Genomic DNA, 18,786 nt, shown 5'->3' with positions numbered 1-18,786 from the left:
GCGGTTGTTCTGAAGGGATCAAACGGAAACCGTATGAACAGGCTCGGCCACGGAGCAGGTTCGGCCAGCGAGGCCGCGCCTGCTGCCGGTTGCCGGCGCGGCCCCGCCGTCAGCCGTTCCGGTCCGCGGCCGGCTGCTGTTGCCGGACCTGCCGGCCGCGGGTGAGGTCGGCCTCGAACTGCACGCAGTCGCCGCGGATCGAGCTCAGGCCGAGATAGGCGAGCCGACCGGCGTCATCGACGATGGTGATGCGCGACTCGGCGGTGGGAAAGCCGATGCCGACCTTCAGCAGCTTGGCGATGTGGTTGGACGCGGAATCGATGGAGAAGGTCTGGCGCGCCTGGGTGATGCGCTCGCCGAGCAGCGAATAGACCACGACGATCACCGTCTCGGTACGGAAGCGCTCGGGCGCCGCGGCGTAAAGCTCGCTCGCCACCCACAGGCGCGACACGGCGAACGGCAGCACGTCGCGGAACTGGATGTTCTCCAGCTTCACATAGGCCGGCGCCGGCCTGCCCTCGTCCGGCCGCAGCGGCGGCAGCTCCGCCTCCGCCGGCTCGGCGGTCAGCCGCGATGTAACCGTAAAGGCGAAGCGCATCAGCCCGTCGAGGTGCAGGTCCATCACCAGCCAACGCTTGTCGTTGGCCTTGTGGAGGACGAACGTCCCCTTGCCCTGCACCCGCCGCACCAGCCCCTCCTTCTCGAGGATTTCCATGGCCTGGCGGATGGTCACACGGGCGACGTCGAACTGCGCTTCGAACACCTCCAGCGGCGGCAGCCGGTCGCCATACCTCCACTCGCCGGCCTCGATGCGCCGGCGAAGGTCGGCAGCCACCTGGGCATAGCGCGGGAAGAAGCTGCGCCGGTAATTAGGTGCAGTCATCAATCAATTCGCACAATGAACTTCGGGGGTCGCTTGAGGGATGTATGCAACCGGCGCGGCAAATCAACGGACGATTGAAGGGGCCGCTCAAATATTTCGCGACAATGATGCTCGGCAATATCCGCACTTCAACCGTCCGGCGCAGCCCGGGCGACGCGAGACTGGCAAGAGACGCAACCTATCCAAAGTCAAGAATATGAGGTCCAAGATACGGCAACGGAGATGCTACAACTAACTTGGTGCAAGCGAACTCGCCGCCGCCAAGCCGGCCGCGGGTCGCGGGCCGATTGGCCTCCGGGCGAAAGCAAACGCCGCGGCGAAAGGCGGGCAGGCTGCCGGCGTCCCTTAGGTTGTAAATGTATTTCTCTACAATTTAGAGAAGCATTTCGCTCACGAACAGTTGCTCTGCTCAGGTATTGCGAATCATCTGGAGAATTGATTTTCAATTACAGGTAGACACGAGCAAAATATAAACCATTAATGCTGACGGGGCGTAAGCGTCCGCAGTTTTCCACACGAGTTGACTCGCCTGCCGCCTAGCGGATAACCCATCAATTGATATATGGATTGTCTCGAATAAAAATACATGTCCGTTTAATGAATTAGCGAATCTGGCCGTGTTCTCGGAGTGCCTCTGATGTCCGCGAAATCCCCGAACCCGACCGACAAGCATGTGGGCGCGCGCGTTCGCATGCGGCGGATGATGATCGGCATGAGCCAGGAGAAGCTTGGGGACGCGCTCGGCATCACCTTCCAGCAGGTCCAGAAGTACGAGAAGGGCACCAACCGCATCGGCGCCAGCCGGCTGCAGCAGATCGCCAAGACGCTTGGCGTGTCTGTGTCGTTCTTCTTCGAGGGTGCACCCGACATCGGCGACGCCGGCGGCTTTGCCGACGGCCCCTCCCCCGCCTACGTCGCCGAATTCCTGGCCTCGTCCGAGGGCCTCGCGCTCACCCGCGCCTTCACCCGGATCAAGAGCCCCAACGTCCGCCGCCGCGTCGTCGATCTGATCGAGGAACTGGCCGACCCGCCGCCGCCGAACTGAACCCTTCTCCGCAAACGTGGGAACCGGTCTTGCGGAAGAGAATGCGGTAGGCGCAGAACCCAGACCGTCCGCCTGATCCGGTCCGATCGGCGGACGCTCCAGGCCTTCACAGCCCGTTATCCCGAAGAGAGGTTGCCGGCGCGCGGACGGCTGGATCGTGCCCGGGATCGCGGTCGAATCGGCTGGAGATCGTCCGGCGCCTGGAGCATTTTCCGCGCAAGTGGATACCGGTTGCGCGAAAGACCCGAAGGGCCGCGTCAGCGAAAATGCGACAAACCAGAAACTTAGAGCGTCCGATCTGATGCAGTCGGATCGGATCACGCTCTAATGCCAACGGCCCAAACGCTGACGCGTGGTGCCGTTGACTCTCGCGGATTTTCTTTTGGGAAATCAGAGATTTCGTGAAAATCCGCGACCGGACCCAACGGCCCGCGCTCGCGGCCGTTGATATAACGTCTCGCCGGTCTCAGGCGCCTGGAAGGTCTGGAGCGGGTGAAGGGAATCGAACCCTCGTCATCAGCTTGGAAGGCTGTTGCTCTACCATTGAGCTACACCCGCGCCGCCACACCGGCCGCAGGCGCGGCCGGTCGGATGTAGATTTCAAATTTCCCCGGAGGCGTCAAGGCGCGCGGCACGCGGCGGGTCTCGTCGGCGCCATCCGCAGGGGATTGGCGCGAGGCCAGCGGCAGCGCGGCGGCCGCCTGTCGGCGGACAGGCCGGCGATCCTGGCCGCGTGGTGCGGCCGCAGATGGCCAAGCCGTGGCGTCGGCCGACCGTTCGCCCTGCCGCAAGCCATTGATTTTGCTGAAAATCAAAAGAATGGTGGGGGAGGTAGGACTCGAACCTACGAAGGCATAGCCAGCGGATTTACAGTCCGCCCCCTTTGCCGCTCGGGACACTCCCCCGCACCGCTCGTTCCGCGCAGTCGCCATTCGGCTGCGGAACCGGCTCGGTGGGCGGTCTTATGGTGGTCGGATCCGCCCCTGTCAACACGCCAGAGCATTCTCCACAAGCGTGGACACCGCTTCGGCGCGGAATATCGGGTCAAGGACCTGCCCTGGGCCGTGCGCGGCGGGCGTCCCTCCCCTGCGCCGGGCCTGCGTGTCTTGCCGGCGGGCGGGCGGCGTGAGAAGACGGCGCCATGCCCCAAGCACCTTCGCCCCAAGCACCTTCCGACAATTCCGACACCGCCCCCGGCGATCACGATCTGCCGGACGACCTCCCCGACGACTCGTCCGTCGGCGGCTGGGCCGACTCGCGCCGCCCGGCCACCGCCGCCAAATCCGGGGCGAAATCCCGCTCGAAATCCGGACCATGGTCCGGCGCGGGCCGGCCATTCGGCGGCAAGGGCCGCTCGGGCGGCCGGCCCTTCCCGGCCAAGGGCGGGCCGCGCGGCGGCCGCGAGCGGGCGCGCCGCGACGACAGCCTCATCATCCTCTATGGCTGGCACCCGGTGTCCGAGGCGCTGCGCAACCCGGCGCGCCGCATCCGCCGGCTGCTCGCCACCGAGAACGCCGCCAAGCGCCTCGCCGAGGCGGGCCTGCTCGATCCGTCGCCGGAGATCGTGCGGCCGGCCGAGATCGACCGGCTGGTCAGCGCCGATGCCGTCCATCAGGGGCTCTATGCCGAGTGCGATCCGCTGGAGTCGCCCGAGCTCGACGCCGTGCCCACCGACGGCATCGTGCTGGTGCTCGATCAGGTCACCGATCCGCACAATGTCGGGGCCATCGTGCGCTCGGCGGCGGCGTTCGCGGTGCGCGCCATCGTCACCACCAACCGCCATTCGCCCGAGGCCACCGGCGTGCTGGCCAAGGCCGCCTCGGGCGGGCTGGAGCACACGCCGCTGGTCACCGTGCAGAACCTCGCCCGCGCGCTGGAGGGCCTGCGCGACCGCGGCTTCACGCTGGTCGGGCTCGATTCCAACGGCGACGTCGAACTGGGCGACCTCGAACTGAGCGCGCCGGTGGCGCTGGTGCTGGGCGCCGAGGGCAAGGGCCTGCGCCAGAAGACCCGCGAGACCTGCGACCGGCTGGGCCGCATCGACCTGCCGGGCCGCATCGACAGCCTCAACGTCTCCAACGCCGCGGCGCTGGCGCTCTATGTCGCCAGCCGCGCCATCAAGCGCTGATGCGGTTTCCGGCCCGCAGGGACCCACTCCAGGCCGCCGGGGCGTTCTGCCCCCCACCCCCGACCCCTCCCCGCCATTCACTGCGTTCATGGGGGGAGGGGAGAAGAGGCATCTTGCTTCTCCCCTCCCCCCGCGAGCTTCGCGAGCGGTGGGGAGGGGTCGGGGGTGGGGGGACTTCGAGGGACGAAACCCGAAACTGGCCGGAAGCCGTCTCGGCTTGCCACCGGAAACCCGATCCGCCGGCGATGGAAGCACTTCGCCGACGGCGGTCGTTGGGGTCGGGTTGCCCCGGACCCGTTCGGTTTAATCGTCTCAGCGCGGCCGTGGCCACGGTCCGGGCGGGCGCGGGCCTGGCGGCCCCGGAGGGCCGGGCGGCCCCATCTGCGGGGCGTAGACGGCATCCGGCCCGCTATAGGGCGGCGTCGGCTGCACGTCCGGCATGGTCGGCGTCGTCCACATGCGGAAGAACGGCTCCGCCGGCCTGGGCGCCGAGGCCGGCTTGGGCGCCGGCTGATCGCCGGGCTCGACGCCGCCGGGGAAGTAATGCTGCCACGTCGGCTCCGACCACACCTGCCCGACCCAGCCCTGCTGGACCGCGCCGGACCGCGTCGAGGGCGGCGTGTCCTTGCGCACGATCCCGTCGTTCGGCGGCATGCCCTGCACGAACCCGCGCCGGGCGTAGAACATTTCATAATGGACGCGCAGCGGCTCGGGCATGCCGATCGGCCGCGGGACCGGCATCAGGATCGGCCCGTCGAGGATGCGCGGGCTGCCGTGGCCGGGGCGGTAGAGGCCCCAATCCTGCTCGATGATCGGCCCGCCCGGCCCGAGCTGGACCGGCGTCCAGTCGGCCAAGGCCGGCCCCCCGGCCAGAACGGCCCACGGCAGCGCCACGAGGGCGGCGAGCGAGACGCGCATGATGCCTCCTGGTCGGGGAGCCCCGACCCTCTGCGGATGCCCGTTCGACACCCAGGTTGCGAGTGTCGTGGAATGTCGTCTCCAAACCTGGAACGCCGCGGGCCGAATTGTCCCGGCATCCGCATCGACCGGCGCCGGGTTCGGACCGCCCGCGTCCGGGGCCGGATTCGAGGCACCATATTTCCGTCAGGATGGTGAACAGTCGGTTGACGCGGCGCCCATTGCCGCGCTGCCGCTTGCGCCAAACCAGGAGGGCTGCTAGCCGTTTTCGCGCAGCGTGGCGTTCGTGTCCGTGGGCCGGCTTAGCACAGCGGTAGTGCAGCGGTTTTGTAAACCGAAGGTCGGGGGTTCGATCCCCTCAGCCGGCACCATTTCCAGCCCGCGCGCCCGATCCTCCGGCGGTGGCCGGCCCGGTCACCCCCGCATCGCGGCAGAAATCACTGCGGAAAGGTGAGCCGGTCGACCGCGACGCCGGCCTTGGCCGCCGCCGCCAGCAGCCGCTGGCGCACCGCCCGCGACGGATTGGCCGAGCGCGCCAAGAGCCACGCGAACAGCCGCCCGTCGCCGGTCAGCACCGCCCAGGAATAATCCGGCGCCACCGCCACGATGTTCAGCCCGGCGGAAAAGGGCGGGAAGAACGTCACCGCCAGCCGACCCTCGCGCGGATCGCCGATGAAGCGCGCCGTGCCCTGGATGCTGCGCCACTGGCGGCTCACGGGGTCGAAGCCGCGGTTGTACACCGAGACCCGCCCGTCCGGCAGCCGGCCATAGGTGGCGCTGACCCGCACCAGCCCGCGCTCGAACAGCGGCTCGATGCGGGCGACCTCATGCCAAGTGCCGAGGAAGCGCTCCGGCGAGATGGCGCCGGCTTCGGCCGGCATCAGCCCGAGCGCCATCACCACAAGCGCGCCGATCCGGCGCACAAACCGCGCAATGCTCGCAGACATCCCTGCCCCCGGATTCGATGGTGACCCGACAGCGACACTTGCAACCATAGCAACTTTTGCTGAAACCAGCACACCAGAAACGTATCTCCGCAAGATACGCCGCCTTGCCGAACGTATCGCGGCACGATACGTTATCTCGCCGAGACGGGATGCGGGATGATCCTGAATTTCAAGGACAAGCTGACGGAAGCGGTGTGGAATGGCGCCGTCGGCAAGGGCTTCCCGGCGGACCTCGCGCGGGTGGCGCAACGCAAGCTCGCCATGCTGAACGCCGCCGTCACGATCGATGCTCTCCGCGTTCCGCCCGCCAACCGGCTGGAAGCCCTGAAAGGGGATCGCGCCGGCCAGTACGCCATTCGCGTGAACGACCAATTCCGCGTGTGCTTCGTCTGGCGCGACGGCAATGCCGCCGACGTCGAAATCACGGACTACCATTGAGGAGGGAGCCATGATCGGCCCGACCCCTGCCGTCCATCCGGGGGAAATCCTGCGGGAAGAATTCCTTCTCCCCCTGGGCCTGAAGCCCTACGGCCTCGCCAAGTCGCTGCGGGTGCCGCGGACGCGTATCGAGCGCCTGGCGCGTGAGGAGGTGCCCGTTACGGCCGACACCGCGTTGCGCCTTGGCCGCTATTTCGGCACCGGCCCGGAGTTCTGGATGAACCTCCAGACCGCCTATGACATTGCGACCACCGCGTCGAATCTCCCGGACCTCTCGGAAATCCACCCTCACCACGCCGCTGCATGAGCGGTGCATCCGGGTTCACCGGCATGACGGCATACGGGCGAACCGAAAGGAGTGCGAGAAACCGGCGCGACCTCGTCTCGCCGCCGCGTGGCCTGTCCCGCCGGCGGGGTCAGCCGGCGCCGCACTCTCTGGGGCAGCGCCCCGATCATCCCTCGGGATTCTGGCGACAAATCCGCCGCAACGTCCTGACCGGCGTCAGGATTATCGGCGACCGGGATACGGTTTCCCGCCGCAGGGGCCGGAAACCGTATAACCCACGCCGTCAGAAGAGAAGGTCAGTCGTCGAGGTCGGTGTCGAGAATCGCGATCTGCAGATTGTAGGACAGATCGCCGTCCTCATCGTCGCGGAACAGCACGCCGACGAATTCGTCGCCGATATAAAGCTCGGCCGAGTCCTTCTTTTGCGGCCGCGCGCGCACCTTGACGCTCGCATTGTTGAACAGCCGCTTCAGATAGCGGTCAAGCTTGGAGATTTCCTTTGCGTCCACGCCGTGCGCTCCTACCCGTGAGTGGTTCGCGCGGACCCTAGGCCCCCGTGGCCGGCGGGGCAAGCGCCGTGGACGCCTCGTCCAGCATCTGGTCCATCCGCCGTGCCGGTTCGAGACAGCCGGCATCGCCGATCACCTTCGCCGGCACGCCGGCCACCGTGGTGTTGTGCGGCACGTCGCGCAGCACCACCGAGCCGGCGGCGATGCGGGCGCAGTGGCCGATCTCGATATTGCCGAGGATCTTGGCGCCGGCACCGATCAACACCCCGTGGCGCACCTTGGGGTGGCGGTCGCCGCGCTCCTTGCCGGTGCCGCCCAGCGTCACCGAGTGCAGCATCGACACGTCGTCCTCGATGACGGCGGTGGCGCCGACCACGAGGCCCGTGGCATGGTCGAGGAAGATGCCGCGGCCGACTCGCGCCGCAGGGTGGATGTCGCACTGGAAGATCACCGAGGACCGGCTCTGCAGATAGAGCGCGAAATCGCGCCGGCCGGCGCCCCACAGCCAGTGCGCCAGCCGGTGGGTCTGGATGGCGTGGAAGCCCTTGTAGTACAGCACCGGCTCGATGAAGCGGGTCGTTGCCGGGTCGCGGTCGGCCACCGCCACGATGTCCGAGCGGAACGCCGCGCCGATCAACGGGTCGGCGTCGAGCGCCTCGGCATAGGCGTGGCGGATCAGCTCGTCCGAGACGTCCGGGTGGTCGAGCCGCGCCGCGAGGCGGTGCGCCACCGCCTCCTCCAGCGTGTCGTGATTGAGGATGGTCGCCATCACGAACGCCGCCAGCACCGGATCAGCGGCGATCACCGCCTCCGCCTCGCTGCGCAGCCGCTCCCACACCGGATCGGCCTTGCGCAGCGCCGCCGGGCGGCGCCTCAGCCCGTGGGGCATGAAAACCTCCTCATAAGGCAACTCAATTCAGCATAACCTACCACACCTCCCGAAACACTTGGTGACATCAAGGACACCTGATGGCCAACACCCTGCCCTCCCCGACCGACAAGCTCACCGCCCGCATCGAAGGCCATATCGGCTGGCTGGTGATCGACAATCCCGCCCGCCGCAACGCGCTCACGCTGGCCATGTGGCAGGCGGTGCCGCAGCTTGTCGCCGCGTTCGATGCCCACCCCGACGTGCGGGTGATCGTGGTGCGCGGCGCGGGCGACGGGCCGTTCGCCTCCGGCGCCGACATCTCCGAGTTCGAGACCGTCCGCGCCACCGCCGCGGGCGCGCGCGCCTACGAAGCGGCCAATGCCGAGGCGTTCGCCGGCCTCAGCCGGGCCGCCAAGCCGACGGTGGCGATGATCCGCAGCTTCTGCCTCGGCGGCGGGCTGGGCCTGGCGATCGCCGCCGACCTGCGCATTGCCGGCGACAGCGCCGAGTTCGGCATCCCCGCCGGCCGGCTCGGCGTCGGCTATCCGCCCGACGCCATGGCCCAGGTGGTGGCAGCGCTGGGGCCGATGCGCGCCAAGGAGCTGTTCTTCACCGCCCGCCGCATCAAGGCGCCCGAGGCGCTGCAGGCCGGCCTGCTGACCCGCGTGGTGGCCGACGACACGCTGGAGGCCGAGGTGCGCCAGCTCGCCGAGAGCATCGCCGCCAACGCGCCGCTGACGCTGCAGGCCGCCAAGGCCGCCATCAACGCCTCCGCCGGGCTCGACGACCGCGGCCCGGCGGCGCTGCGCACGCTGGCCGACGCCTGCTTCGACAGCGCCGATTATGCCGAGGGGCGGACCGCCTTCCTGGAGAAGCGGGCACCGCAGTTCCGCGGCGCCTGAGGCGCCCGAGGCGGCGGCCGGAGCCCCCGGAAAGAGACGGTTTCCGGCTTGATCCGCCGGAAATCGTATAATCATTCGGAAACCATATCGCCGTTTCCGAGTGCCCAATGGCCGGCGCGCATGGCGCGTGCCGGCCCAACCTCAACCGGAATCGGAACTGCAGGAATGTTTCGCAACCGATTCGGTTGATTCGCCTTTCCGGCCCGGTTCGCGCGTCACATCAGGATGCCGCAGCGGTGGCGGCAGGCCCGCGCGCCACACCGGCGCAGCCCCGGCACCGGCCTTGAGCGGCCCTTACGTCGACGCCTTCTATTGACCCGGAGCGCTGGCGTCCGTATGTCCTGCCCACCCCGGCCGAGCCCGTAGCTCAGATGGTAGAGCACGAGACTTTTAATCTTGGGGTCCTGGGTTCGAGTCCCAGCGGGCTCACCATAAAATCAAGGACTTAGTCCTTGCTCGAACCCCTCAGACGTTCGGCGTTCGCCCGGCGTTCGCCTGAGGGGTTCACCGAGCGTTCTTCGCCCGAAGCTGCGCGACGGCCCGGCTTTTCGACAGGGTGTCGCGGACGTAGCGCTGAGTCGTCTGGATTTGGGTGTGAGTTGCGGCCTTGCCGAGCATGGTGATGTCGGCGCCGGCCTCCAGGCCCTCGGTGATTCCTCCGGCCCGGAGGTCCATATTCCAAATCCCCTTCGGCAGGCCCGCGGCCTTGGCGACGCTCCGCCACATGCGGCGGAAATTGTCCCGCTTCCACGGCTTGCCGGTCGTCTCGTTGACGACGACGGGTCCGATCCGGTCCCGCGGGGTCAGGGTCAGCTCCTCGACCACCATGGGGCAGAGCGAGAGATCGTGCCGGGCCTTCATCCTGCCCCGGCTCTTGGATGTTGGTTTGTCCATCAGGAGGGTCTTGGGGTTGATGTGCTTCCCCCAAACCAAGCCGGTCGTCCAATAGCGGCCGTGGTCGATGATGGCGCCGTCGCGGACCTCGCCATCCAGCTCGATCCACTCGCCGATCACATCCTTTTGACGCAGCACGCATTCATATTGAATGGCGGTCGCAAGGGCGGCGGATGCGAACCCGCGGCGCCGGAACTCTGCCCGGACGGCGTCCACCTGCTCGCGCGTGATGCAAGCCTCGCGCGGTTGCGGCTGCTTGAACCGCATCTTTGACAGGATGACCGAGAGCCGGATGGCGTCCTCGTTATCCAGCTCGACGCCGAACGAGGTGACGATGCGCAGCATGGTCACAAGGCCATGGGCCTTGCGGGTCATCGGTGGCTGACCCTCCTCGCTCGGGGTGGACCACTCAAGATGCCACCGCCGGATGTCGGCTCCGGTGATTGACCCAACCCTGCGGGCGCCGACCGTACCGTCCAGTTGCGCGAGGTCGCGGCTGTAGGTCTTCCTGGTCTCGTGCGCAACGGCGTGGAACGGAGAGGCCGGGTGCCGCTCGTAGATTGAGATGAGGGACCGAAGCGTCCCGTCATATGCGAGGCGGTCGCGCCTACTGCCGCCCAACCACTCCAAGCACTCAGCATTGAGGATCGCAGCTTTGGCGTTGATCTCCGTCCAATCCCCTTGGAGCCGCACGACGGTTGGCGTGTATCCGGCAGTCTTTGCGGGTTTTGGACAAGTCCAATACCACGCCACGCTTCCGTCTCCCCTTGGACGCGGTCTGACGTTTGGCTCACACGGACTTTGCTTTCCTTCCATAGCTCCAATTCTCCTGTCCATCTGCGGCGTAACCACCGCCGGTTGATCCTACACCATGTCGCCGGTCCAACCATGCCTTAACCGCAGGCCAGTATCGCCCGCCCATCAGAGGATCGACCTTCGGTAGGCCGGACCGCTCGAGAACGGTGGCGATAGCGGGCCACTCGCTGGCCCGCTTGCGCCCCAGCAGCAGCAGCCCGGCCTCCTTGTCGGAAATGTAGAGAGGAGTCAGATCAGGAGGCATTGCACGTCCCCGCCCGTCAGCGGCCCGCTGTGGCGGTCGCAACCTTGTGCTTGAGCGAGCCCAACTCCTGCTCCGCCGCCGCGATGCGGGAGGCGACGGATTGGGCATCGCGGCGCAGGCTCACCAGCAAATCCTCGACGCGCCGGATGTCGGGCCGCAGCGCGGCGATGATGGCCGGAATGGCCGGGCCGTAGAGCATGTCGCGGACCTCGGACACCCAGGCGCGCGGCACGTCCAGACGGCGGGCGACCTCCTCGTCTGAGGCGCCGGGCTTGTAGCCGCCCGCGTCCAGGTCATAGACGTCGTCGAGCGTGTCCTGGATGCGGCGTCGATCACGCGGCGTTGCCGAGCGCGGGGGCTCCACGGCGACGGCGGGCTTGGCGGGCTGCTGGACGGTCTTGGCCTCGGCCGTGACGGGAACGCACGCCATGGTCGGCTTCTCCTTGTTCGTTGAGGACCGGGCCGCCAAGCACGTCGGGCAGACCGGCTTTGTGATCTTGCTATCGACGTCCCACCCGTCCCGACGCATGGACGAGGAGAGGACCTTCATGTCGCTGTCGGCTGTCGGGACGCGCATCGCGCGCGCCTCCCACTCCCCAACTTCTCCGCACTTGCGGCACCGGACGACCCAAACAGACACAACCCTCCGGGCCTGCGCGTCGAAGCGCGCTTCGAAGCGCGCTTTCCTCGTCGCCCGCATCACGCGCCATCCTCCATGTCATTCTTCGGCATGAAGATGCCGCCGAGCGCTGCCGGCGGCGGGCGCGGCGGGCGCATCGCCTCGATGGCGTCCCTGATCCGGCTTTGCATGTCGGCCTGCCCCTCGCGGAGCGCGCCGAACGGATGGACGAAGCGGTCGTCCAAGATGCCGAGGATGTCGTCGAGCGCCCTCGCGTAGCCGTGCCACTCGCCCTCTTTCAGCTCGCGAATGAGGTGAGGCCATAGCCGCTTCCAGTTCGTGTTCCCCTGCGTGAAGCGCCCGCTCAGGACGCGGTGCGCTGCGGCCTCTGTGCTCCACGGCTTCCGAAAGTCAGCGCGCATCGCCACCGCTCCCCTTGGCCGCCTCGGCAAAGTCCACGGAGGCATCATGGACGCCGTTCTGGTAGCCGCACAAATACCCGAGCCAAGTGAACAGCGACAGAAGCAGGACAACAACCATAGTCGAAAGAAGGAATTTAATGACCATCTCCACGTTATGGCCCTCTAATTTTCACGCTTGATGAAATACTTGCATGCCAGCGAGTTTGACGGGAATGGCTTCCCCCAACGATTTGTGTATTCTTTAACCTTATTGCACACACCGTGGACGGTGATGCTGGGCTCACCCTCAAACGGCCGGCCAGCAGCTCCTCCGATCCCGCCGGCACGGCAAAATGCGGCGCACTTCCCGCACGTCGCCCAGGCCGGCCCACCGCCAGCGAAATGGAACATGCCGGACCGCGTGCCGTTGGCGCCCACGCCGACCCTGGTCAGGTGGCTGCTACGCATTGCCGCCGCCCTCCAGTTCGCCGAGCCGGCGCTTCACGATGTCGAGCGCCTGATCGACCTGCTCCTTGGTGAGCCCGATGGAGCGGCGGAGGGCCTTCTGTGCGGGGCTCCCCCACCACTCGCGCAGCATCGTTCCGCCCTTGGCGGCCTCGCATGTTGTGGCGACGAGGTGCATGTATTCGGAGGCCGTCATCTCGGGCTCTCCGGCTGCGGGGGCGCCATCCTCGCTGGCAGGCTCGGACGGCTTTGAGGGCTCGGCACCTGGAGCGGCCGGCCCCTGGGCGCCCCCGCGCGCCCACATCGCAAGCTCTCGCCCGATGTTTTCATCCAACGGGCGCGATTTGGCAAACAGGCCGCGGAACTGCTCGGGCAGCTTCATCATCTGCCGCTCGCCGACGTTGTCGCTCGACCACGTCGGGACGCCCTTCGCGCCCGGCAGCAGGAGGCAGTTGACGGTCATCTCGTAGACGAACTCGTCGCCGGCAATCGGCATAAAGCCAAGCTGCACGACGCGCGTCTTGCCGTCGTCGCCGCGCATCGGCTTTGCCGTCTCCTTCGCTCGGAAGCAGAACACGGCGTTGACCCCCATCTGGAGGATGCCGTTGATGAGCGCGCGGCGGGCCGACTTCGGCTTCTGCCACGCGAGCATGTTCATGGCCTCGCGCTTCTTCCAATCGTCGCCGGCCATGCGATCAAGCTCGCGCTCGTGCGAGTCGAGAAGCCCGCCCGGCCCCTCGTGCTCGTGGCTCATGCTGTCCACGACAACAACGCCGGCGCCTTGCGCTTTGCAGAAGCGCAGAGCCTCCAGATAGTCCAGCGCGCCGAACGGCGGCTCAAACGGGACGTGCCGGAAGCGGAACATGTCCGCATAGTGAAGTGCTCGCTTGGCCTCGGTGTCGATGTAGAAGACATCGCCGCCGACGACCTCGCTGATGCCGGTGGCAAGCCGCAGGGCGGAGAACGTCTTGCCGCCGCCTGACGGCCCCGTAATGCCAAACAGGAGCGGGACCGCATCCCGCTTTGCTGGAGATGCAACGAACTGTCGCGTCATGGCGTCAACCTGCGCTCAAGGTGCGGATGTCGATGGCCGCCTGCCTGTCCGGGGACGGGACGACGAGGGTGTTGTCGGTGGCGGCGCGAAGCATCCACTGCGCCGCGGCCCAGGCGGGATAGTCGGGCCGCTGGACGTGGAGCGGATATGCCGGCCAATCTCCGGCCTTCAGGCATCCGCACCAGATCGCCTTTGCCGTCTCGATCTTCTCGCGCCCAACCGTCTGCGCGGTCTCGCACAGCTCGATGAACGTCAGCGCGAACGGCGGTTCGTCCTCCTGCACAACGAAGATGAACCGGCGCCGGCCGACGCCCTCGCGGTGCAGCTCGTCCAACAGGCTGATGTAGTAGGGGGACTGGATGTCGTAGCCGGCGTCGATGATGCGCTTCGACATGACGTGCGGCGCCGCCGACATGCCGGTCGTCTTGTAGTCGGCGATGGTGAGGAGGTCGTTGGACAGCCAGTCCAAGGAGCCGCGCCGCCAGACGCCGCCGCTGTTCGTGACCGCGACCACCTCGCCGTTGCCGCGCTCGGGGTCGAACAGGCCATCGAGAGCCGGATCGTGGACCGCGGCGCGCGCAATCGTCTCCTTGGCCGCGTTGACCATGCGCTCGGCACGGTCGAAGTCCTTGCCGAGGACGGCGAGAATCCCCTCCTTGGCGGCCTGCGCCCGCGCCTCCTTGGCGGCGGACTTCATCCAGTTCTCGTATTCGCGGAGGATGATGATGTCGCGCCCGAGCCCGATCATGAGACGGTGGGCAACGATGCCGACGTCATACTGCGTCGGGTCGGGCCGCTCGAATTTGGGGTTGAGCCGCGGATGCTCGATCCAGGCGTGAGCCGGAGAGCGGGAAAGAAGCGTCTTGACGATGGACTGCGTCAGCGACGGTTCCGGGCACGGGTCCTCATAATACGCCTCTGCCGGCATCTGGTAGAGGCCGGGAGCGCCGACATGGCCGCGCTCCAGAAACTCAATGGTTGGTAGCATGATCGGTTGTTGCCTCTGCCGCACCACCGCGGCGACAACCGATCTACAGCCCAGTTGTGGGCGGCGTCAACCATTCAAATTGTAAAAATGGTTGCCGCTTGTGTGCCCTTGGGTCACTTGCGCGCAAACTTCCCGATAACGCGCTGAATAAGGGGCCAATCGCAAGCATTTATGGTTTCGCGGCTTTTCGACTTCCAGCTCTCGACGACATAGACGCCTTCCGCATGGTCAGCCGACACGAGGTTGCGGAACATCACGCCCCCATCGGCGGACTGGAAGATGTGCAACTCTCCGGCCAGCGGCGTCGCCGCCCCATCAACAACCGCTGTCTCGCCGGGCCGAAGCTCCGGAGCCATGTCGTCGAGCGCGACGACAACCGCATATGAGCCGCCCCCCAGGCCGTTGCCGATAGAAATCGACCCGACCGACCCGGGTTGAAACTGCGTGGTGACGGTGCCGTCCGATGCGCGCTTTATCGCGAGCGAGCGAAGCTCAAGGACAGTGCAGCTCGTCTCAACGGCATAATTCTTCGCGGCCGGCGTCTTGGTTGGCACCAGGAAATCTTTGTCTAGATCAAGAACGCTCACACCAAGAATGTCCGCAATCCTCGGAAGCAATTTTGATGATTTCGTATGGCCAGCCTCAATCGCTCCGATTGTCTGCTGAGCACAACCGACAGCCTCAGCCAATTCCGACTGAGACATGCCGATTGCAACTCTCGCTGAGATAAACGCGGAACGATCAATCATGACGCCACCCCTTGTGAATGCGGACTCTGTCTTGCTCTTACCGCATCCTGAGTAACGTTTACCATTGAATTTGTAAATGCGCAACCAGCGAATGCAAGGCCGTGGTTGACACCAGTCCGCCACCGTGGCAACCAATACCAACCACCAAAATGGTTGGCGGTTGTTACGGAGGTCAAGGTGTCATTCACCGAGCGCGAGCCCAACGCGGCCGTGGTGCGCGCCGTCGATATTGTCGGCACTCAATCTGCGCTCGCTGCGCTCTGCGGGTATTCCCAGCAGGCTATTTCGAGCGCCGCAACAGGCCTGACGAGGCCGTCTCCAGACCTGGCTCTGGCGATCCACTTCGCGACCGGCGGCGAGGTCGGCGCGCACGAGGTTGCGCCGCACATCTGGCACGACGCCCGGGCCGTCCCCAACGAGCTGCCCCCGCACCTCATTGAGCGGCGCCGGCAGCGCGACGAATCCCGCTCGAAGCCCGCATGCGCCTCGAAATCCTGATCGACGGAGAGCCTGTGCCATGGGCGCGCGCCCGGTCGTGCGGAAAGCGGCGTTGGACGCCGGAACCGCAAGCCTCCTACATGGAAGTCGTCAAGCTGTCTGCCCTGAGCGCGATGCGCGCCTCTGGGGGGGCTCTGTTGGCCGGTCCGCTTCGGATCACAGCGTCGTTCATGTGCGAGCCGCCGACGAGCTGGTCCAACAAGAAACGCGTCGCGTCCGAGGGGCTTCTCAAGATCACGCGGCCGGACACGGACAACTACATCAAGCTCATCAAGGACGCCCTGCAGGAGGTCGCCTACAAGGACGACGCGATTGCCGCGCAGGTCATGGCGGAGAAGCGCTACAGCCTGACGCCGCGCTCGCTGATCCTGGTCGAGACCGTCCCTCTCGACGTCCCCGGGTTCATCTGAACGTCTCGCTCGAATGGACGGTCCAGATCGGCCGCGGCGGCCCGCTGATCCGGGTGTCGGCCGAGCAGGCTCGCGCCATTCAGGCGCTTGCGTTGGCCGGCTGTGATGGCATCGACGGAAGCCAGATCGCGCGCAAGGCCATCGTCTCTCGGCCGCACGTCAAGGACCTCATTCGTCAGGTTCGCCGCCGGCTGGCCGGCGTGGCGACCGTCGAGTGCTTTGGACCGAACCGCCGTCCTTCATACCGCCTCAAGATCGGGGGCGAGCGATGAAGGGCGAGCCGATCCGCGACTATTTCCGCCTCGGGCCTCACGTCGTCGAGGCCATGAAGCTCCTCCGCGAAATCGGGGCCGAGGACATCCAGGTCTATCGGACCAAGCACATCCTCTTTGAGTTCATGGCCGGGCCGGAGAAGGTCCAAATTCGGATGCCCTGCACGCCGCGGTCCGAAGGCGATCAGATCGACTTCTTCCGCCAGCAGATCGGCCGCGCGCTGCGGCAGAAGCTGTCGCACCGCGGGGGTCGCGCGTGAGCAACCTCGCCGATCTGATCCGCCGCATGGCCGCGGCCGGCGCGACGCCGGAAGCCATCGCCATCGCCGTCGAGGCCATCGAGGTCGCCGAGCAGCGTGACGCCGACCGCCGGTCGCAGGCCGCAGCGCGCAAGCGGCGCTCTCGTGAGCGTCTGTCCTGTGACGGTCACGGGGCAGTCGCGGGACGGTCACAGGACAATGCTGTGACGGTCACAGGACAGTCACAAGACCCGCCGCCCCCTTCTTCTTCCTCCCCCACACCCCCTCTAACAACTACCCCCACCACCCCCCCCAACTCAGGGGCTGTCGCCCCTTCGTTGGGGGGCGCCCGCGAGAAGGCGCCGAAGCGCGGCTCTCGCCTGCCGGCAGACTGGACGCCGACACCCGAGGATCGGAACGCAGCCGTCAGCATCGGCCTGCGGCCGGCGGACGTCGCCAGCGAGGCCGCGAGGTTCCGCGACTACTGGTCCGCGAAGGCCGGCAAGGACGCCGTGAAGCTCGATTGGTCGGCGACGTGGCGCAACTGGTGCCGCAACGCCGTCCAGCGCGGACCAAGCCGCCCGCCGCCGGGGCCTCCGGCGCAGCGCCGCAACCCGTTCTTTGCCCTCGCCGAGGAGCTTTTGGATGACCAGCAATTCCCTGACGCTGACGACCTTTTCCCCGAGCCGGCCGGATCACGTCGCGGGGCTGATCTCGAAGGCGTCCGCTCATCTGGTGTCGTGGACGGGCGACCCGACGAGGCTTTCGATCTCATCCCGCCACGCATTGAGCGACGCTGAGCGCGCCGTGCTCACGGCGCGGGACTGGGAGCTTGCCGAAGCGCTTAAGCCGGGCGACCGGCGGGCAGCGGCGCGCGCCGTCCTCGCGATGCTCGGCTTGTTCCCCGCGGGCGCCGCGGTTGGCGCCGACGTCGATGTGAAGGAGCTGGTCGCGGGCTACGTCTCCGCCGTCGAGGATCTGCCGGCGTGGGCCGTGGAGGCCGCCTGTCGGCGGTTCATCCGCGGCGAGGCGCCCGGCCACAACAAGGCGTTCCGCCCGTCCAGCGCCGAACTGGCGCATCTGGCGCGGCAGCAGGTCATCCCTGTGCGGGCTGAGCAGATCACCATCCGCCGCATCCTGTCGGCGGAGGTCGTTCGGGACGTGCCAAAGGCCGACCGGGAGCGCGTTGCCATGCGCCTTTCGGAGCTGTCCCGCGGCATCGCCTCTCCGGCAGATGACGATGGGTTGACGACCCGCCGGCCCAAATCTCCGCAATCGAAGCGGCCGGCGTGAGCAAATCGAAAACGCCCCATGTTCTCATGAAATAACGGCTACCCCATGCTTGCTGGCAAGATGAACCCCAGCCGTCCAAAGACGGATTGGACGCCGCGCATCGTGAGTGACTACCGCGCGCTCGTCCAATGCCTGCGGGACAGGAAGGATGATCTCGGAATCTCGCTCCTGGAATTGGACGAGCGGTCCGGCTTGCAGGTCGGTTACTCTGGAAAACTGCTCGGGGCCGGCATGGTGCGGACGTTGGGGCCGCTGAGCATGGGGTTGATGCTCGGGGCGCTCGGGCTCGAACTGATGGTGGTCGAGCGGGGCTCGGCGGTGGTCAATCCGGCGCGCGACCGGGCGTTGGCGCTGCACCGGGAAGGGTTGTCGGCGCGGGCCATCTCGAAGGCGCTGCGCGTGAACCGGTCCACGGTCCAGCTATGGTTGAGGGGCGGGCGCCATTGGCGCAAGGACACAAAATAAAGGGGCCACCAGTGGTGGCCCCCCCTCCTGATTTCTATTCCGCGGCGACGCGGATCACTTCACAAATCCGATATAGCGTAGCGCTGGGATGACCACGCTGTAGGCGATCGCGAGAGCAAACGCGGCATCGGCCAGCATCGCAACGTCGTCATGAGGGTCGCCAGCCGCTGACCGAAGGATGCTGACAAGCGCGGTGAGCGCCGCGTAGGTTTCAGCGCGCATCGGTCAGCCCTCCCACTTCACGCAGCCGCGGAGTTCGCCGCGGCGCAGGAGGTCGGCGCACCGCGGACAGATCGCACCGTCTCCAGGCCCACCCATGCCGGCGATCTGGTGGCCGCACAGGCTGCAGGACAGGACCGCCGCCGTCATGATGAGCACCTGTCCCCGCGGCGGTACCGGCGGGAAGTTGACGGGCTGAAGCTCGAAATAGTCGGGAGCGGATTTCGGCATGG

25 protein-coding genes and 4 tRNA genes are annotated in these 18,786 nt (G+C 66.9%); 13 read left to right on the top strand and 16 right to left on the bottom strand.

Translation table 11 applies throughout. The annotated features are described in order from the left end of the window. Positions 1 to 109 precede the first annotated feature (109 nt). Positions 110 to 883, bottom strand: coding sequence for a GntR family transcriptional regulator (locus BLTE_RS06820; protein ID WP_126398756.1), 774 nt, complete (start codon positions 881 to 883; stop codon positions 110 to 112). A 637-nt stretch (positions 884 to 1,520) separates the two neighbouring features. Between BLTE_RS06820 and BLTE_RS06815 the strand changes: the two genes are divergently transcribed. Further along, the gene (locus BLTE_RS06815; protein ID WP_126398754.1) at positions 1,521 to 1,928 is read left to right on the top strand and encodes a helix-turn-helix domain-containing protein; all 408 of its coding nucleotides are present in this window, start codon (positions 1,521 to 1,523) and stop codon (positions 1,926 to 1,928) included. Positions 1,929 to 2,412: 484 nt separating this feature from the next. On the opposite strand, the gene BLTE_RS06810 is transcribed toward BLTE_RS06815, so the two are convergent. Together BLTE_RS06810 and BLTE_RS06805 are read right to left on the bottom strand one after the other, a co-directional pair. Further along, a tRNA-Gly gene (locus BLTE_RS06810) sits at positions 2,413 to 2,486 on the bottom strand. Between the two features lie 262 nt (positions 2,487 to 2,748). After that, positions 2,749 to 2,833, bottom strand: a tRNA-Tyr gene (locus tag BLTE_RS06805). A 236-nt stretch (positions 2,834 to 3,069) separates the two neighbouring features. On the opposite strand from BLTE_RS06805, the gene BLTE_RS06800 reads away from it, so the two are divergent. Then, positions 3,070 to 4,056, top strand: a complete 987-nt coding sequence (locus BLTE_RS06800) for a TrmH family RNA methyltransferase (RefSeq protein WP_126398752.1) — start codon at positions 3,070 to 3,072, stop codon at positions 4,054 to 4,056. 312 nt (positions 4,057 to 4,368) lie between these two features. On the opposite strand, the gene BLTE_RS06795 is transcribed toward BLTE_RS06800, so the two are convergent. Beyond that, positions 4,369 to 4,974 carry a hypothetical protein gene (locus tag BLTE_RS06795; RefSeq protein WP_126398750.1) on the bottom strand — a complete coding sequence of 202 codons (606 nt, stop codon included), beginning with the start codon at positions 4,972 to 4,974 and terminating at the stop codon, positions 4,369 to 4,371. Between the two features lie 296 nt (positions 4,975 to 5,270). Here BLTE_RS06795 and BLTE_RS06790 point away from each other — a divergent pair. Then, a tRNA-Thr gene (locus BLTE_RS06790) sits at positions 5,271 to 5,345 on the top strand. A 66-nt stretch (positions 5,346 to 5,411) separates the two neighbouring features. On the opposite strand, the gene BLTE_RS06785 is transcribed toward BLTE_RS06790, so the two are convergent. Beyond that, positions 5,412 to 5,921 carry a lipocalin family protein gene (locus BLTE_RS06785; RefSeq protein ID WP_160140542.1) on the bottom strand — a complete coding sequence of 170 codons (510 nt, stop codon included), beginning with the start codon at positions 5,919 to 5,921 and terminating at the stop codon, positions 5,412 to 5,414. Between the two features lie 156 nt (positions 5,922 to 6,077). Between BLTE_RS06785 and BLTE_RS06780 the strand changes: the two genes are divergently transcribed. After that, positions 6,078 to 6,359 carry a type II toxin-antitoxin system RelE/ParE family toxin gene (locus BLTE_RS06780; RefSeq protein WP_126398746.1) on the top strand — a complete coding sequence of 94 codons (282 nt, stop codon included), beginning with the start codon at positions 6,078 to 6,080 and terminating at the stop codon, positions 6,357 to 6,359. A 10-nt stretch (positions 6,360 to 6,369) separates the two neighbouring features. Then, positions 6,370 to 6,666, top strand: a complete 297-nt coding sequence (locus BLTE_RS06775) for a HigA family addiction module antitoxin (RefSeq protein WP_126398744.1) — start codon at positions 6,370 to 6,372, stop codon at positions 6,664 to 6,666. Positions 6,667 to 6,941: 275 nt separating this feature from the next. On the opposite strand, the gene BLTE_RS06770 is transcribed toward BLTE_RS06775, so the two are convergent. Then, positions 6,942 to 7,154 carry a DUF3126 family protein gene (locus BLTE_RS06770; protein WP_126398742.1) on the bottom strand — a complete coding sequence of 71 codons (213 nt, stop codon included), beginning with the start codon at positions 7,152 to 7,154 and terminating at the stop codon, positions 6,942 to 6,944. 37 nt (positions 7,155 to 7,191) lie between these two features. After that, on the bottom strand, positions 7,192 to 8,043 hold the full coding sequence (gene cysE / locus BLTE_RS06765) for a serine O-acetyltransferase (RefSeq protein ID WP_126398740.1): 852 nt from the start codon (positions 8,041 to 8,043) through the stop codon (positions 7,192 to 7,194). A gap of 80 nt (positions 8,044 to 8,123) precedes the next feature. Here cysE and BLTE_RS06760 point away from each other — a divergent pair, with 80 nt between their 5' ends. Together BLTE_RS06760 and BLTE_RS06755 are read left to right on the top strand one after the other, a co-directional pair. After that, positions 8,124 to 8,927 carry an enoyl-CoA hydratase gene (locus BLTE_RS06760; protein WP_126398738.1) on the top strand — a complete coding sequence of 268 codons (804 nt, stop codon included), beginning with the start codon at positions 8,124 to 8,126 and terminating at the stop codon, positions 8,925 to 8,927. 356 nt (positions 8,928 to 9,283) lie between these two features. Then, positions 9,284 to 9,359: transfer RNA gene (locus BLTE_RS06755), tRNA-Lys, on the top strand. 72 nt (positions 9,360 to 9,431) lie between these two features. Here BLTE_RS06755 and BLTE_RS18030 read toward each other — a convergent pair. From BLTE_RS18030 to BLTE_RS06720, 7 genes are all read right to left on the bottom strand, one after another. Next, a complete protein-coding gene (locus BLTE_RS18030; RefSeq protein ID WP_160140541.1) occupies positions 9,432 to 10,196 on the bottom strand; it encodes a tyrosine-type recombinase/integrase in 765 nt (254 codons plus the stop codon). Positions 10,197 to 10,897: 701 nt separating this feature from the next. Continuing rightward, positions 10,898 to 11,311 carry a hypothetical protein gene (locus tag BLTE_RS06740; protein ID WP_126398732.1) on the bottom strand — a complete coding sequence of 138 codons (414 nt, stop codon included), beginning with the start codon at positions 11,309 to 11,311 and terminating at the stop codon, positions 10,898 to 10,900. Positions 11,312 to 11,580: 269 nt separating this feature from the next. Then, positions 11,581 to 11,922: a hypothetical protein gene (locus tag BLTE_RS06735; protein ID WP_126398731.1), complete on the bottom strand. Its 342-nt coding sequence runs from the start codon at positions 11,920 to 11,922 to the stop codon at positions 11,581 to 11,583. Next, a complete protein-coding gene (locus tag BLTE_RS18025) occupies positions 11,912 to 12,073 on the bottom strand; it encodes a hypothetical protein (RefSeq protein WP_160140540.1) in 162 nt (53 codons plus the stop codon). The genes BLTE_RS06735 and BLTE_RS18025 overlap by 11 nt, the downstream gene beginning before the upstream one ends. Positions 12,074 to 12,361: 288 nt before the next feature. Continuing rightward, positions 12,362 to 13,420 carry a DEAD/DEAH box helicase family protein gene (locus tag BLTE_RS06730; RefSeq protein WP_126398729.1) on the bottom strand — a complete coding sequence of 353 codons (1,059 nt, stop codon included), beginning with the start codon at positions 13,418 to 13,420 and terminating at the stop codon, positions 12,362 to 12,364. Positions 13,421 to 13,424: 4 nt separating this feature from the next. Then, entirely contained in the window at positions 13,425 to 14,408 is a 984-nt protein-coding gene (locus tag BLTE_RS06725) for a PD-(D/E)XK nuclease-like domain-containing protein (RefSeq protein ID WP_126398727.1), read from the bottom strand. Positions 14,409 to 14,521: 113 nt separating this feature from the next. After that, positions 14,522 to 15,157, bottom strand: coding sequence for a helix-turn-helix domain-containing protein (locus tag BLTE_RS06720; protein ID WP_126398725.1), 636 nt, complete (start codon positions 15,155 to 15,157; stop codon positions 14,522 to 14,524). Positions 15,158 to 15,334: 177 nt separating this feature from the next. Here BLTE_RS06720 and BLTE_RS06715 point away from each other — a divergent pair, with 177 nt between their 5' ends. The 6 genes from BLTE_RS06715 (at position 15,335) to BLTE_RS06690 (ending at position 18,334) form a co-directional block, all read left to right on the top strand. Then, the gene (locus BLTE_RS06715; RefSeq protein ID WP_160140539.1) at positions 15,335 to 15,655 is read left to right on the top strand and encodes a transcriptional regulator; all 321 of its coding nucleotides are present in this window, start codon (positions 15,335 to 15,337) and stop codon (positions 15,653 to 15,655) included. Continuing rightward, on the top strand, positions 15,637 to 16,065 hold the full coding sequence (locus tag BLTE_RS06710) for a RusA family crossover junction endodeoxyribonuclease (RefSeq protein WP_126398721.1): 429 nt from the start codon (positions 15,637 to 15,639) through the stop codon (positions 16,063 to 16,065). Before BLTE_RS06715 ends, BLTE_RS06710 begins: the two co-directional genes overlap by 19 nt. Positions 16,066 to 16,118: 53 nt before the next feature. After that, positions 16,119 to 16,337 carry a hypothetical protein gene (locus BLTE_RS06705; RefSeq protein ID WP_126398719.1) on the top strand — a complete coding sequence of 73 codons (219 nt, stop codon included), beginning with the start codon at positions 16,119 to 16,121 and terminating at the stop codon, positions 16,335 to 16,337. Continuing rightward, on the top strand, positions 16,334 to 16,597 hold the full coding sequence (locus BLTE_RS06700) for a hypothetical protein (RefSeq protein WP_126398717.1): 264 nt from the start codon (positions 16,334 to 16,336) through the stop codon (positions 16,595 to 16,597). The genes BLTE_RS06705 and BLTE_RS06700 overlap by 4 nt, the downstream gene beginning before the upstream one ends. Next, positions 16,594 to 17,376, top strand: coding sequence for a hypothetical protein (locus BLTE_RS06695; RefSeq protein ID WP_126398715.1), 783 nt, complete (start codon positions 16,594 to 16,596; stop codon positions 17,374 to 17,376). The genes BLTE_RS06700 and BLTE_RS06695 overlap by 4 nt, the downstream gene beginning before the upstream one ends. A gap of 538 nt (positions 17,377 to 17,914) precedes the next feature. Continuing rightward, positions 17,915 to 18,334 (top strand): helix-turn-helix domain-containing protein, encoded by a 420-nt coding sequence (locus BLTE_RS06690; RefSeq protein ID WP_126398713.1) that lies wholly within the window; start codon positions 17,915 to 17,917, stop codon positions 18,332 to 18,334. A gap of 54 nt (positions 18,335 to 18,388) precedes the next feature. Here BLTE_RS06690 and BLTE_RS18020 read toward each other — a convergent pair whose 3' ends face one another. After that, positions 18,389 to 18,556, bottom strand: a complete 168-nt coding sequence (locus tag BLTE_RS18020; protein WP_160140538.1) for a hypothetical protein — start codon at positions 18,554 to 18,556, stop codon at positions 18,389 to 18,391. A 3-nt stretch (positions 18,557 to 18,559) separates the two neighbouring features. Further along, positions 18,560 to 18,784: a hypothetical protein gene (locus BLTE_RS06685; protein WP_126398712.1), complete on the bottom strand. Its 225-nt coding sequence runs from the start codon at positions 18,782 to 18,784 to the stop codon at positions 18,560 to 18,562. Positions 18,785 to 18,786: the final 2 nt, after the last annotated feature.

Source organism: Blastochloris tepida (assembly GCF_003966715.1).
GTDB classification, from domain to species: domain Bacteria; phylum Pseudomonadota; class Alphaproteobacteria; order Rhizobiales; family Xanthobacteraceae; genus Blastochloris; species Blastochloris tepida.
This window is presented reverse-complemented; position numbering and strand designations above follow the sequence as displayed.

Excerpts from the sequence above, each read along its gene's own strand:
- BLTE_RS06815 (WP_126398754.1), top strand. The coding sequence starts at position 1,521 with ATGTCCGCGAAATCCCCGAACCCGACCGACAAGCATGTGGGCGCGCGC.
- BLTE_RS06700 (WP_126398717.1), top strand. The coding sequence starts at position 16,334 with ATGAAGGGCGAGCCGATCCGCGACTATTTCCGCCTCGGGCCTCACGTC.
- BLTE_RS06820 (WP_126398756.1), bottom strand. The coding sequence starts at position 883 with ATGACTGCACCTAATTACCGGCGCAGCTTCTTCCCGCGCTATGCCCAG.
- BLTE_RS06730 (WP_126398729.1), bottom strand. The coding sequence starts at position 13,420 with ATGACGCGACAGTTCGTTGCATCTCCAGCAAAGCGGGATGCGGTCCCG.
- BLTE_RS06795 (WP_126398750.1), bottom strand. The coding sequence starts at position 4,974 with ATGCGCGTCTCGCTCGCCGCCCTCGTGGCGCTGCCGTGGGCCGTTCTG.
- BLTE_RS06775 (WP_126398744.1), top strand. The coding sequence starts at position 6,370 with ATGATCGGCCCGACCCCTGCCGTCCATCCGGGGGAAATCCTGCGGGAA.
- BLTE_RS06725 (WP_126398727.1), bottom strand. The coding sequence starts at position 14,408 with ATGCTACCAACCATTGAGTTTCTGGAGCGCGGCCATGTCGGCGCTCCC.
- BLTE_RS06690 (WP_126398713.1), top strand. The coding sequence starts at position 17,915 with ATGCTTGCTGGCAAGATGAACCCCAGCCGTCCAAAGACGGATTGGACG.
- BLTE_RS18020 (WP_160140538.1), bottom strand. The coding sequence starts at position 18,556 with ATGCGCGCTGAAACCTACGCGGCGCTCACCGCGCTTGTCAGCATCCTT.
- BLTE_RS06735 (WP_126398731.1), bottom strand. The coding sequence starts at position 11,922 with ATGCGCGCTGACTTTCGGAAGCCGTGGAGCACAGAGGCCGCAGCGCAC.
- BLTE_RS18030 (WP_160140541.1), bottom strand. The coding sequence starts at position 10,196 with ATGACCCGCAAGGCCCATGGCCTTGTGACCATGCTGCGCATCGTCACC.
- BLTE_RS06740 (WP_126398732.1), bottom strand. The coding sequence starts at position 11,311 with ATGGCGTGCGTTCCCGTCACGGCCGAGGCCAAGACCGTCCAGCAGCCC.
- BLTE_RS06760 (WP_126398738.1), top strand. The coding sequence starts at position 8,124 with ATGGCCAACACCCTGCCCTCCCCGACCGACAAGCTCACCGCCCGCATC.
- BLTE_RS06710 (WP_126398721.1), top strand. The coding sequence starts at position 15,637 with ATGCGCCTCGAAATCCTGATCGACGGAGAGCCTGTGCCATGGGCGCGC.
- BLTE_RS06785 (WP_160140542.1), bottom strand. The coding sequence starts at position 5,921 with ATGTCTGCGAGCATTGCGCGGTTTGTGCGCCGGATCGGCGCGCTTGTG.
- BLTE_RS06800 (WP_126398752.1), top strand. The coding sequence starts at position 3,070 with ATGCCCCAAGCACCTTCGCCCCAAGCACCTTCCGACAATTCCGACACC.
- BLTE_RS06720 (WP_126398725.1), bottom strand. The coding sequence starts at position 15,157 with ATGATTGATCGTTCCGCGTTTATCTCAGCGAGAGTTGCAATCGGCATG.
- BLTE_RS06685 (WP_126398712.1), bottom strand. The coding sequence starts at position 18,784 with ATGCCGAAATCCGCTCCCGACTATTTCGAGCTTCAGCCCGTCAACTTC.
- cysE (WP_126398740.1), bottom strand. The coding sequence starts at position 8,043 with ATGCCCCACGGGCTGAGGCGCCGCCCGGCGGCGCTGCGCAAGGCCGAT.
- BLTE_RS06780 (WP_126398746.1), top strand. The coding sequence starts at position 6,078 with ATGATCCTGAATTTCAAGGACAAGCTGACGGAAGCGGTGTGGAATGGC.